An 11454-nucleotide genomic window follows, 5' to 3' on the forward strand; every position below is an offset into this window, starting at 1 on the left:
CCCGCGTCAGGGGCCTGCCGGACGCGGCCGTGCGGTGACATCCTCCGCACGGGACCACCGCGCGACGCCCTTGCCGCGGTGGACCGTGGGGAGGGGCGATGAGCAGGCGCAGGCCTCGCACCGGCCAGGACTGGAGACTCCTGAGGGAGACGTGCACGGAGTTGCTGGAACGGGTGCCGGAACTGGTGGACGAGCATCTGCGCCAGCTCTCCGCGTACTCGGAGGTGTACGGGCGGGTGCTGCCGTACGACGTCCAGTGGCGCGAGGCCGAGGAGGCGATGCGCATCGGCATCGAGACGATCGTCGCCCCGCGCACGTCGCCCCGGCGGGACCTGGAGTACGCGGAGGAGTCGGGCCGGCGCCGCGCCGGTCAGGGGCTGCCGGTCGACCTGCTCGTGCACGCGTACCGCAACGCGGGCTATCTGGTGTGGGACGCGCTGCTGGAGAGCCCCGCCGGGCAGGACCCGGAGAAGCTGGCCGTGCTCATGCGGTCGGCGACGATGGTGTGGGCGGCGGTGGACGCGCAGGCCGCGGCGGCGGCCGAGGCGTACCGCGCCACCGAGATGGAGCTGCGGCGGCGCACGGACGAGCAGTTGCAGGCACTCCTCGACGCGCTTCTCGAGGGCAGGCCCGCGCCGGGCCTGGCGGCGCGGGCCGCCGCCGGGCTCGATCTGCCGGAGCACGGCCCGTACGCGGTGGTGGTGCTGCGCGTCGACCGGCGCGACGGGCGCGAGGCGTTCCACCGGCGGATCCAGAACCCGGGCTTCCGGTTCATCTGGCGGATGCGGACGGACTGCGAGGTCGGTGTGGTCGCGCTCGGCAGCGGCGAGGGGCTGGACGAGCTGACGGCACTCCTGGACGGGCGGTGCCCGGGGCCCGGCGGGGTCAGCCCCGTGGTGGCCGGGCTCGCGGAGCTGGGGCACGCGCGGCGCCTGGCCGAACTCGCCCTGCGCACCTGCCCGCCGGACGCGACCGGGATCGTCCGGCTCGACCGGCGCATGCCGACGGCCCTGGTGGTCAGCCAGCCCGAGCTTGCGGGCCGCCTGGTCACGGACGTGTTCGGCGAGGTTCTCGCGCTGGAGCCGGGCGACCGGGCGGTGCTGCTCGAAACGCTCGACGCGTGGCTGTCCTGCGAGGGCTCGGCGGGCCGGGCGGCGGGCCGCCTCTACTGTCACCGCAACACGGTCTTCAACCGCCTGCGCCGCCTCGAACAGCTGACGTCCAGGTCACTGTCCCGACCGCGCGACCTGATGGAGATGACCCTGGCCCTCGACGCGTACCGGCTCTCGCCGGGATGAGGATCACCCCTCACCCCGGCGCACGTCACGCGTCAGGCGTCACCCGTCACACGAGGAAATCGCGGGCGATCCGCTCCGCCACCGTCTCCAGGATCGGGCCTGCCTCGGCGATGCAGCGGGCCACGTCCGGCTCCACGTCCGTGAGGGCGTAGGCGCGGCGGATGCCCGCGCGGCCCAGGGCCTCCGGGGGAAGGGCGAGGCGGCCGCAGACCGCCACGACCTCGACGCCCGCCGCGCGGGCCGCCGCGGCGACGCCCGCCGGGGCCTTGCCGTGGAGCGTCTGCTCGTCGAGGGAACCCTCGCCCGTGATGACGAGGGTGGCGCGGGCGAGCGCGGGCGCGAAGCCGAGGACGTCGAGCATGACCTCGATGCCGGCCCGGAAGCCCGCTCCGAGGCCGACGAGGGCGCCGTAGCCGATGCCGCCGGCGGCTCCGGCGCCGGGCGAGTCGGCGTACTCGAGTGCCTTCGGGCCGATCGACGTGGCCAGGACCCGCGCGAAGTGGGCCAGCGCCGCGTCCAGGGCGGCGACGTCGTCCGACGTCGCGCCCTTCTGCGGGCCGTACACCGCGGGCGCGCCCTTCGGGCCGGTCAGCGGGTTGTCGACGTCGCTGGCGAGGACGATCTCCACGTCGGCCAGGCGCGGGTCGAGCCCCGAGAGGTCGGCCGTGGCCAGGTCGGCGAGGGGCCCGCCGCCCGGGCCGACGGGCTTGCCGTCCGCGTCCAGGAAGCGTGCGCCGAGCGCGGCCAGCATTCCGGCGCCGCCGTCGGTCGTGGCGCTGCCGCCCACGCCGAAGACGATGGAGCGGGCGCCCGCGTCGAGCGCCGCGGCGAGCAGTTCGCCGGACCCGTACGTGGTCGAGGTCAGCGGCGCGAAGACGCCTTCGGGCAGCAGCTGGAGCCCGGACGCCTCGGCCATCTCGACGACGGCCGTGCCGTCCCGCAGGGCATACGCCGCCGTGACCTCGTCACCGAGCGGCCCCGTGACCCGTACCTCGCGGCGCTCGAAACCGGCCGCCACGGCCGCGGCCACCGTGCCGTCCCCGCCGTCCGCGACGGGCACGGACTCGACCGTCACCCCGGGCGCGATCCGCCGCAGGCCGGCCGTGACCCGCTCCGCGACCTGCACGGCCGTGAGCGAGCCCTTGAACTTGTCCGCGGCGATGAGCACGTGCTCCGCCGTCACTCCAGCGTCCGCCACCTTGCATTCCCCTTGCTTTCGCGCCTTGCTCGCGCAAGGCAGTCGCGCCGCTGCGACCTTAACCGGAGGTGGGGGCCGCTGCCCATGGCTGTCCGGTCCGCGAAACGGCGCGCCCGGACGATAAGTCCTGCTATACCCGCTCAAACCGGGGCGCCATGAGGGCAGAAATGATCGATCAGCCGGGCGCTGCGCGCGGACGGTCCGGCGCGCGGCGCGGAACGCCTCGCCCCACCGCGGCCCCTCATCGGGTACACCAAAGACATGACCCCAGTGGGCAGCGACCTCCAGGACCGGGTGCTCGGCGGCTGGCTCGGCCGGATCGCGGGCAACATGCTCGGCAAGCCGGTGGAACAGGGCGAGCACTGGACCCGGGCGCGCATCGACAGCTATCTGCGGCGGGCCGCCGCCCTGCCGCTCACCGACTATCTGCCCGAACCCGCCGAAGAGTCCGACGGCCTCGCGCTGCGCCCCGAGTGGCGGCAGTGCGTGCGCGGGCGGATCCACGGCAGCTGCCGGGACGACGACGTGGACTACGCGATCCTCGGCCTGCATCTCCTGGAGACGCACGGCTTCGCCTTCTCCACGGAACAGGTGGGTGATCTGTGGCTGATGAGGCTGCCGTATCTGCAGACGTTCACCGCGGAGCGGGCGGCGTACCGCAATCTCGCGAACGGGCTGAAGCCGCCGCTCACGGCGACGTTCGACAATCCGTACCAGGAGTGGATCGGCGCGCTGATCCGTGCCGACATCTTCGGCTGGACGTGTCCGGGCGACCCGCGCCGCGCGGCCTCCCTCGCGCGCCGCGACGCGGCCCTGTCCCATACGGGCAACGGCGTGTACGGCGCGATGTGGGCGGCGGCGCTCGTCGCGGCGGCGTTCACGGCGCCGGACCCGCGCCGCGCGCTCGACACCGCGCTCACCGTGATCCCGGCGAGCAGCCGGCTGGCCCGTACGGTGCGCCGCACTGCCACACTCCACGAGTCGCGGCTGAGCTGGGAGGAGACGCTCGCGACGCTGGAGGAGGAGACGGCCGGGCTCGGCTGGATCCACACGGTCCCGAACGCGGCCGTCATCACGGCCGGGCTCCTGTACGGCGACGGGGACTTCACCCGCACCCTCGCGCTCACGGTGCGCGGCGGCCTGGACACCGACTCGAACGGTGCGACGGCCGGGTCCGTGGCCGGTGTGCTGTGCGGCGCCGCGGCGATCCCGGCGCAGTGGAAGGACCCGCTGGAGGACCGGGTGCGCAGCGCGGTGTTCGGGTTCGACGGCGCGCGGATCAGCGAACTCGCCGCGCGTACGGTCGAGTTGGCCGAGGCGCAGCCCGGCTGACCCGGGTCCCGGCACACGGTCGTTAGGCTTCCTTCATGACTGCCTCCGCCGAGTTCGCCGCGTACATCGCGGGCCTCCCTCGCGTCCTGTGCGGCGCCGCCGCACTCTTCCGTGACTCCGAGGGGCGCGTGCTGCTCGTCGAGCCGAACTACCGCGACGGGTGGGCGCTGCCGGGCGGCACCGTCGAGTCCGACACCGGGGAGACCCCGCGCCAGGGCGCCCGGCGCGAGACCGCCGAGGAGATCGGCCTCGACGTGGAGCTCGGCCGGCTGCTCGTGGTCGACTGGGTGCCGGGCACGCCCGCGCGACCGCCGCTCGTGGCCTATCTGTACGACGGCGGGGTCCTGGACGAGGACCGCTTCAAGGCGATCAAGCTCCAGGAGGAGGAACTGCTCTCCTGGCGCCTCGTGGACCGGCCCGACCTGCCGGAGTACGTGCCGGGCTCACTCGGCCGCCGCGTCCTCACGGCCCTCGACGTCCTCACGCGGGGCGAGGGAACGGCGGAACTGGAGGACGGCAAGCGCGTGAGCTGACCCGGCCTGGTGCGGCGCGCGCGCCGATATCGCCTCGCGGTTCGCCCGGAGGGGCGCCTACCCTCGGCGGCATGAGCACGCAGCCTCTCGTCGCGATTCTCAGTGGTGCAGGCATCTCCACGGACTCCGGGATCCCGGACTACCGCGGGCCGAACGGTCTGTGGCGGCGCGATCCGGAGGCGGAGAAGCTCGTCACGTACGAGTACTACATGGGGGATCCGGAGATCCGGCGCCGGTCGTGGCAGATGCGGCGGAAGAACCGGACCCTTGCCGCCGAGCCGAACGGCGCGCACCGGGCCGTCGCCGATCTGGAGCGGGCCGGTGTGCCCGTGCGGGTGATCACGCAGAACGTGGACGGGCTGCACCAGCTCGCCGGGATGCCCGCGCGCAAGGTCCTCGAACTGCACGGCTCCGCACGGAGTTTCGTGTGTACCGGCTGTCATGCGCGTGGGCCCATGGAGGACGCCCTCGTCCGGGTCGAGGCTGGGGAGGACGATCCGCCGTGCCTGGAGTGCGGGGGGATCCTCAAGTCGGCGACCGTGATGTTCGGGGAGCGGCTCGATCCGGTGGTGCTGGGTGAGGCCGTCGCGATCACCAAGGCGTGTCAGGTGTTCGTCGCCGTGGGGAGCAGTCTTCAGGTGCAGCCCGCCGCCGGGCTCGCCGGTGTTGCCGCGGATCATGGGGCGCGGCTCGTCATCGTGAACGCCGAGGCGACGCCGTACGACGAACTGGCCGACGAAGTCATCCGCGAACCCATCGGCACCGCGCTGCCGAAGCTGCTGCGCCAACTCGGCACGGCGCACCCCTAGGGCCTCTCGTTCGGATCATGTCGGGCTCACCGGGTCCAACAGGGTCCGGCACGCACTCCCCCGAGCTCTCGACTGCGCTCGAGCAGGGGACCCCCATCACCCCGCCCCCTGATCCAGCCCGATCCAGACGAACGATCCCAGGGCCGGTCCGGCGGACCCTGCGACGCCGAGCTGATCCGCCGGACAGGCCCTAAGGGCGGATCCCGTCGCAAGCGATGGGCAGATGCCGCGGCCCGCGCAGCACGGCGTTCTGCCGGTACGGCGGCGGGTCCTCCAGCAGACGTGGGTTCTCCAGCCTCCGGGCCAGTTCCGACAGGGCGAACTGGGCCTCCAGCCGGGCGAGAGGTGCGCCGAAACAGCTGTGGATGCCGCTGCCCAGGCCGAGATGCTGGATGTTCCCGCGGTCCGGGTCGAAGCGGTCCGGATTCTCGAAGCGCTGAGGGTCGCGGTTGCCGGACGCCAGGACCAGCCAGAGGGAGGCGCCCTTGGGGACGGTGACGCCCCGGACCTCGATGTCGGCGAGGGTGGTGCGCTGCGGCACCAGTTGTACGGGCGGCTCGAAGCGCAGCAGTTCCTCGACGATGGGCACGGCCAGCCGTGGATCCGCACGCAGCCGCTCCAGGACATCGGGGTTGCGCAGCAGGGTCAGCATTCCGTTGGTGATCAGGTTGACGGTCGTCTCGTGGCCCGCGATCAGCAACAGCGCCGCAGTGCTGAGGAGTTCCATCGTGGTCATCGAACCGTCTTCGCCCTTGGCCGTCGCCAGCTCGGAGAGCATGTCGTTCCCGGGCTTCTTGCGGCGCTCCTCGATCAGGCCGGCCAGGTACATGCCCAGTTGCATCCGGGCGTCGTGCGACGTCTTGCCCCGCTCGGTGGGATCCGCGTCCGGGTCGGGGTCCAGGCTCGCGGCGATCGTGTCCGCCCAGGTGTGGAAGCGCGCCTCGTCCTCGCGCGGAATCCCGAGCAGTCGGCAGATCACTGTCACGGGGAAGGGGTAGGAGAACTGGTCCACCAGGTCGATCCGGCCCGGATCGCCGATGCCGTCGATGAGGCCGGAGACGATGCCATGGAGTTCTCCGCGCATCCCGTCGACCCGGTGGGGGGAGTGCGGCGGGCCGAAGGGCCGGTTCGTCATACGTCGCAGCCGGTCGTGTTCCGGAGGGTCGAGCCGCAGGAAGCTGGGCGGCAGGGCGCTCTCGTCCTCCTGGGACGACTCGGCCAGCGGGTCGCGGGCGGTCGAGGCCAGATTGCGGGCGTCGGAACTGATCCGAGGATCGTGCAGGAGGCTGCGGATCTCGTAGTAGGTGCTGACGACGTACGGCCCGTCCTCTTCGTGGTGGACCGGCGTCTTCCGCAGCTCTTCGTAGATCGGGTACGGATCGGCGCGGTTGGCGTAGTCCAGGATCTGGTGCAGGGGGGATTGCGTCATGGCGAGTCCTCGTGGCCGTGCGGGTCAGTGCGCAGGGGTGAACGTCATCCGGCGGTCGGCCGGCGAGTATCCGCTGAGGGTCACGGTGGGGCCGTGAGTGGGGACCGACGGGTCGGGGTAGTCCGCGTCCATCGGCTGCTGTCCTTCCGAGCGCCGGTCGACCGTGGGGAACGGCGGCGGGAACGGAGCGGTGGTCTCGATCAACTCCTGGTAGAACGGCATCCACCGGCCATGGTCGAAGGCGACCGCACCGATGACGCGCCCCTGGTACCCGTAGACGCCGACGAACCGGCGCTCCTCGAGCGAACCCTGGGAGATCAAGATCTCCGTCCCCAGCGACGGCACCCCGACCGACTTGATGTTGACTCCGAACTGCGAGGACCAGAAGGCCGGCATCCACATGTGGGGGAGACGGTCGGTACTCTCGCTCAGCATGTTGTGCGCCGCGATCCCGGCCTGGGCGACGGCATTGCCCCAGTGCTCCAGGGACAGGAACTGGTAGCCGAACAAGGCGTGCGGGGAGCGGGCGACGTCGCCCGCCACATAGATGTCGTCGGTCACGATTCCGCGGATGTCGAACGCGCGGCAGCCGGCATCGCACGCGATCCCGCGAGGGCCCGCCCCGAGTCCGGATCCGGCGAGCCACCCGGTGTTGCGGGTGGCTCCGAGCGAAACAACCACCACGTCGGTCTCCACGGTGGAGCCGTCGGACAGATGCGCGGCACGCACACGTCCCGAGGCGTCGCCCTCCAGAGCGGTCACCATGACTCCGCACCGCAGGTCCACACCGTGCTGGTGATGGAGTTCGGCGGCGACCGCACCGACCACCCCGCCGAGTGCGCCGACCAGGGGCGCCGCGGCGCGCTCGGCGACGGTGACCGGGAGGCCGCGTTCGCGGCAGGCGGAGGCGATCTCCGAGCCGGTGAACCCGGCGCCGATGACGAAGACCCGCTTGGGTCCCTCGTCGAGCTGCCGTGCGAGCGCGGCTGCGTCGTCGCGGGTCCGCAGCACGAAGACGCCGTCAAGTTCCGCCTCGGCCTCGCGAGGCCACGGTCGCGCCCGTACCCCGGTGGCGATCAGCAGCCGGTCGTACGGCACTTCGTCGCCGTCGGCCAGCCGCACCCGCTTGGCGGGCATGTCCAGGCCGGTGGCCGGGACCCCGAGCCGCCAGGTCGCGTCGACGTTCCGGCGCCTGGGCAGCGCGGTGCGGTCGGCGGTCGCCTTGCCCAGGAGCACCTGCTTGGACAGCGGGGGGCGGTCGTACGGCTCGTAGGGCTCGTCACCGATGATGGTCAGGGAGCCCGCGAAGCCCTTGTCACGCAGGGTTTCAGCAGCCCGCAGGCCCGCCAGCGAGGCGCCGACGACGACGATGCGGCCTTGGCGCTTGAGCCGTTCCAGGGATCCGTCACCGTTCACCGGACACCGCCTCGGCCGGGGCGTCCACCGCATCGACCAGGATGGCCTGAACGGGGCACGCTGCGGCGGCCTGAGCCAGCTTCTCGCGCTGCGCCTCGTCGGCCTCCGGCCTGTACAGCAGCGCCTCCTCGCCGTGCATGGCGAAGACCTCGGGCGCGAGGAACGCGCACTGCGCATACCCCTGACAGCGGTTCAGGTCGACGACAATCCTCACCACGGGATCGGTCCTCTCCAACGGCCCGCTCAGCCCCCTTTGACCACCCTCGGTGTCCGGACGGGATGCGGCGACGAGAAGGCGACCGTTCGAGTGAGCGGTGTGGTCGGCTCAGGTCGATGTGGCCGGCTGTGACCGGGCGGGACGCCGACGCCGCAGGATGTTCAGGCTGACGAGCAACGCCCAGGCCGGGAAGACCAGTTCGGACCAGGGCAGGTTCGCTCCCACGACGAGCAGCGTCAGGCCCGCCAGGTAGCCGAGGGCGACGAGCGGGCGCGGGACGGTGCCGAGTCGGCGGCCGATGGTCGAGGTCGTGATGATGAACACGGCCGCCATCCGCATGGCGTACGTGGTCAGCAGGGCGTAGGCGAAGTGCCGGCCGAAAGGAGGGTGCTGCTGACTCTCGTCGAGCACGGTTCCCGCTGCCGCGGCAGCGCCGAACAGGGTGGCGACGAAGACCAGCCCGCTGCCCAGGAACACGGTGGAGACGAACCGGTCCTCACCCTCGCCGGCCTGCTCGCGCAGGGCGCCCATGAACCACAGGAAGGCGATCCCGGCGAACGGGAGCAGCGCCAGCGCCGTCTGCACCGCGCTGCGCTGTCCGGCATCGACGGTTACATCGCCCCCGCCGTTGCCGCCGGGCAGAGCGATGCGCATCAGGACGATCGCCGCGGCCATCAGGATCGCGAACACCACCCCGGCCACCCCGGCGGCCCAGGGTGTCGCGAGGCGCTCGTGCTGTCGCTCCATGGTCTCCCGCTTTCTGCCTGGTCCTCCTTCGTACAGACACCAGCGATCCAGGGCTCGCGCCACCGGGGTCACTCGGGAGGAAGACGGCGATGCGCCAAACAGGCCATGGGTACCGGGGCGCGCTGACGGACGCCGTCGCGCGGGTCGAGGCGGGCGAGGACGATCCCGCCTGTCCGGTGTGCGGGGGGATCCTGAAGCCGGCGACCGTGATGACCGGGGAGCGGCCCGACCCGGTGGTGCTGGGCGAGGCGGTGTCGATCACCAAGGCGCGCCAGGTGTTCTTCGCCGTCGGCAGCAGCCTCCAGGTGCAGCCCGCCGCGGGACTCGCGCGCCTCGCGGCGGACGACGGGGCGCGGCTCGTCATCGTGTACGCCGAGCCGACGCCGTACGACGACCGGGCCGCCGAGGTCGTGCGGGAGCCGATCGGGACGGCGCTTCCGCGGCTTCCCGGCGAGCTGACCCCCTGAGGGATCCCGCGTAAGGGATCCCGCTAGAACAGCGCCGCGCCCTGTTCGAAGTCGAGGAGGCGCTGCTTGCGTTCCAGGCCGCCGCCGTAGCCGGTCAGGCCGCCGCTCGCGCCGATGACGCGGTGGCAGGGGACGATGACGCCGACCGGGTTCTTGCCGTTGGCGAGGCCCACGGCGCGGGACGCGTTCGCGTTGCCGAGGGCCTCGGCGAGCTCCCCGTAGGTGCGGGTCTCCCCGTACGGGATGCGCTGGAGCTGCTCCCAGACGCTGCGCTGGAACGGGGTGCCTTCGAGGAGCAGCGGCAGGTCGAACTCTTTCAACTCGCCCTGGAAATAGGCCTCCAGCTGGTCGATGGCCGCCCCGAAGGGCCGGCCGTCGCGCTCCCCGAAGGTCTCCTCGGCGGGGCGGTGGCGCTGGTCGGTCATGTAGAGGCCGCTGAGCGTGCCGTCGGTGGCGACGAGCGTGAGCGGCCCGTAGGGGCTGTCGATGACGTGGTGCTGCTTGGCGGTCATGGTCGTACGTCCCTTACACGGGGAGGAAGTTGATCGGGTGGTCGTCGGTGGCCCACAGGTACTGGACGGCGTACGCGCGCCAGGGGCGCCAGGATGCGGCGCGCGCGGTGAGCGCGGCGGGGGTGTGGGGCAGCCCCAACTCCTGTGCGGCGCGCCGCATTCCGAGGTCGGTGGGCAGGAAGGCGTCCGGGTCGCCGAGGGCGCGCATCGCGATGACCTCGACCGTCCAGGGCCCGAAGCCGGGCAGTGCCATGAGCCGCGCACGGGCCTCGTCCCAGTCGCTCTCGGGGCCGAGGACGAGGGTGCCCTCCGTGAGCTCGCGCACCAGTGTGGTCAGGGTGGTGCGGCGGCTGCGCGGCAGGGCGAGCGCCTCGGGGTCGAGGGCCGCCAGCGACGCCGGTGAGGGGAAGAGATGGGTGAGGCCGCCCTCGGGGTCGTCGACGGGCTCGCCGTGCGCGGTGACGAGGCGGGCGGCGTGGGTGCGGGCGGCGGCCGTGGACACCTGCTGGCCGAGTACGGCGCGGACCGCGAACTCGGGCTCGTCGACGGTGCGCGGCACCCGGCGGCCGGGCGCCTTGTCGACGAGCGGGGCGAGCAGCGGGTCCGCGCGCAGTTGCTCGTCCACGGCGACGGGGTCGGCGTCCAGGTCGAGCATGCGGCGGCAGCGGCTGATCGCGACGGTCAGGTCGCGCTGGTCGGTGAGGACGAGGCGGCAGCCGATGTGGTCGGGGGCGGGCGTGAGGGTGACGATGCCGTGCCCGTAGGGGAGGCGCAGCGTGCGCCGGTACGCACCGTCGCGCCACTCCTCGACGCCCGGTACGGCGGTCGCGGCGAGGTGGCCGAAGAGGTTGTCGGGGTTGAGCGGGGCGCGGAACGGGAGGCGCAGCGCGATAGCGCCGGGTGCCGTGGCACCGTTCCTGGGCGCGCGGGTGCGCAGCTCGCTCGGGGAGAGGGCGAAGACCTCGCGGACCGTGTCGTTGAAGGTGCGGATGGAGGAGAAGCCGGCGGCGAAGGCGATGTCGGCCATCGGCAGCTCGGTCGTTTCCACGAGGATCCGCGCGGTCTGGGCGCGCTGGGCGCGGGCCAGGGCGAGCGGGCCCGCGCCCAGCTCGGCGAGGAGCTGGCGCTCGACCTGGCGGGGGCTGTAGCCGAGGCGTCCGGCGAGGCCGGGGACGCCCTCGCGGTCGACGACGCCGTCGCCGATGAGGCGCATGGCGCGGGCGACCAGGTCGGCGCGCTGGTTCCACTCCGGGGAGCCGGGGCTCGTGTCGGGGCGGCAGCGCTTGCAGGCCCGGAATCCGGCCTGCTGGCAGGCGGCGGCGCTGGGCAGGAAGGTCATGTTCTCGGGCTTCGGAGGCACTACCGGGCAGCTGGGCCTGCAGTAGATCCGGGTCGTCAGGACGGCGGTGAAGAACCAGCCGTCGAAGCGGGCGTCCTTGGACTGGACGGCCCGGACGCATCGGTCGGTATCGGTGTGCATGCAGTAAGCATCGCCG

11 protein-coding genes and 1 pseudogene are annotated in these 11454 nt (G+C 72.7%); 5 read left to right on the forward strand and 7 right to left on the reverse strand.

The genetic code is table 11. From position 1 onward, the window contains the following. Nucleotides 1-98: 98 nt before the first annotated feature. On the forward strand, nucleotides 99-1298 hold the full coding sequence (locus OG698_RS12570; RefSeq protein ID WP_329569035.1) for a helix-turn-helix domain-containing protein: 1200 nt from the start codon (nucleotides 99-101) through the stop codon (nucleotides 1296-1298). A gap of 46 nt (nucleotides 1299-1344) precedes the next feature. On the opposite strand, the gene OG698_RS12575 is transcribed toward OG698_RS12570, so the two are convergent. Further along, nucleotides 1345-2496: a glycerate kinase gene (locus OG698_RS12575; RefSeq protein ID WP_399967928.1), complete on the reverse strand. Its 1152-nt coding sequence runs from the start codon at nucleotides 2494-2496 to the stop codon at nucleotides 1345-1347. Nucleotides 2497-2757: 261 nt separating this feature from the next. Between OG698_RS12575 and OG698_RS12580 the strand changes: the two genes are divergently transcribed. The 3 genes from OG698_RS12580 (at nucleotide 2758) to OG698_RS12590 (ending at nucleotide 5170) form a co-directional block, all read left to right on the forward strand. Beyond that, on the forward strand, nucleotides 2758-3828 hold the full coding sequence (locus tag OG698_RS12580; protein WP_406103161.1) for an ADP-ribosylglycohydrolase family protein: 1071 nt from the start codon (nucleotides 2758-2760) through the stop codon (nucleotides 3826-3828). A gap of 35 nt (nucleotides 3829-3863) precedes the next feature. Next, nucleotides 3864-4361, forward strand: a complete 498-nt coding sequence (locus OG698_RS12585) for an NUDIX domain-containing protein (RefSeq protein ID WP_406103162.1) — start codon at nucleotides 3864-3866, stop codon at nucleotides 4359-4361. Between the two features lie 71 nt (nucleotides 4362-4432). Then, the gene (locus tag OG698_RS12590; protein ID WP_406103163.1) at nucleotides 4433-5170 is read left to right on the forward strand and encodes an SIR2 family NAD-dependent protein deacylase; all 738 of its coding nucleotides are present in this window, start codon (nucleotides 4433-4435) and stop codon (nucleotides 5168-5170) included. 190 nt (nucleotides 5171-5360) lie between these two features. Here the strand turns inward: OG698_RS12590 and OG698_RS12595 are convergent, their stop codons facing one another. The 4 genes from OG698_RS12595 to OG698_RS12610 all read right to left on the reverse strand — a co-directional run bounded on the left by OG698_RS12595 (nucleotide 5361) and on the right by OG698_RS12610 (nucleotide 8979). Continuing rightward, nucleotides 5361-6599, reverse strand: a complete 1239-nt coding sequence (locus OG698_RS12595) for a cytochrome P450 (protein ID WP_406103164.1) — start codon at nucleotides 6597-6599, stop codon at nucleotides 5361-5363. A 24-nt stretch (nucleotides 6600-6623) separates the two neighbouring features. Beyond that, entirely contained in the window at nucleotides 6624-8048 is a 1425-nt protein-coding gene (locus tag OG698_RS12600; RefSeq protein WP_406103165.1) for an NAD(P)/FAD-dependent oxidoreductase, read from the reverse strand. Next, complete coding sequence (locus OG698_RS12605) at nucleotides 8005-8229, reverse strand: ferredoxin (RefSeq protein ID WP_406111007.1); 225 nt, start codon at nucleotides 8227-8229, stop codon at nucleotides 8005-8007. The genes OG698_RS12600 and OG698_RS12605 overlap by 44 nt, the downstream gene beginning before the upstream one ends. Before the next feature lie 111 nt (nucleotides 8230-8340). Beyond that, nucleotides 8341-8979, reverse strand: a complete 639-nt coding sequence (locus OG698_RS12610; protein WP_406103166.1) for a hypothetical protein — start codon at nucleotides 8977-8979, stop codon at nucleotides 8341-8343. Nucleotides 8980-9092: 113 nt separating this feature from the next. On the opposite strand from OG698_RS12610, the pseudogene OG698_RS12615 reads away from it, so the two are divergent. Then, a pseudogene (locus OG698_RS12615) lies at nucleotides 9093-9446 on the forward strand (SIR2 family NAD-dependent protein deacylase); the annotation flags it as partial. Nucleotides 9447-9469: 23 nt separating this feature from the next. On the opposite strand, the gene OG698_RS12620 reads toward OG698_RS12615, so the two are convergent. Both OG698_RS12620 and OG698_RS12625 read right to left on the reverse strand, forming a co-directional pair. Continuing rightward, entirely contained in the window at nucleotides 9470-9958 is a 489-nt protein-coding gene (locus tag OG698_RS12620) for a methylated-DNA--[protein]-cysteine S-methyltransferase (protein ID WP_406103167.1), read from the reverse strand. Nucleotides 9959-9971: 13 nt separating this feature from the next. Then, nucleotides 9972-11438, reverse strand: a complete 1467-nt coding sequence (locus OG698_RS12625) for an AlkA N-terminal domain-containing protein (protein ID WP_406103168.1) — start codon at nucleotides 11436-11438, stop codon at nucleotides 9972-9974. Nucleotides 11439-11454 lie beyond the last annotated feature (16 nt).

The sequence above is a fragment of the Streptomyces sp. NBC_01003 genome, from assembly GCF_045162695.1.
Taxonomy (GTDB): Bacteria; Actinomycetota; Actinomycetes; order Streptomycetales; family Streptomycetaceae; genus Streptomyces.

Coding starts and splice junctions, on each gene's coding strand:
- OG698_RS12570 (WP_329569035.1), top strand. CDS start 99: ATGAGCAGGCGCAGGCCTCGCACCGGCCAGGACTGGAGACTCCTGAGG.
- OG698_RS12580 (WP_406103161.1), top strand. CDS start 2,758: ATGACCCCAGTGGGCAGCGACCTCCAGGACCGGGTGCTCGGCGGCTGG.
- OG698_RS12585 (WP_406103162.1), top strand. CDS start 3,864: ATGACTGCCTCCGCCGAGTTCGCCGCGTACATCGCGGGCCTCCCTCGC.
- OG698_RS12590 (WP_406103163.1), top strand. CDS start 4,433: ATGAGCACGCAGCCTCTCGTCGCGATTCTCAGTGGTGCAGGCATCTCC.
- OG698_RS12595 (WP_406103164.1), bottom strand. CDS start 6,599: ATGACGCAATCCCCCCTGCACCAGATCCTGGACTACGCCAACCGCGCC.
- OG698_RS12600 (WP_406103165.1), bottom strand. CDS start 8,048: ATGCGGTGGACGCCCCGGCCGAGGCGGTGTCCGGTGAACGGTGACGGA.
- OG698_RS12610 (WP_406103166.1), bottom strand. CDS start 8,979: ATGGAGCGACAGCACGAGCGCCTCGCGACACCCTGGGCCGCCGGGGTG.
- OG698_RS12620 (WP_406103167.1), bottom strand. CDS start 9,958: ATGACCGCCAAGCAGCACCACGTCATCGACAGCCCCTACGGGCCGCTC.
- OG698_RS12625 (WP_406103168.1), bottom strand. CDS start 11,438: ATGCACACCGATACCGACCGATGCGTCCGGGCCGTCCAGTCCAAGGAC.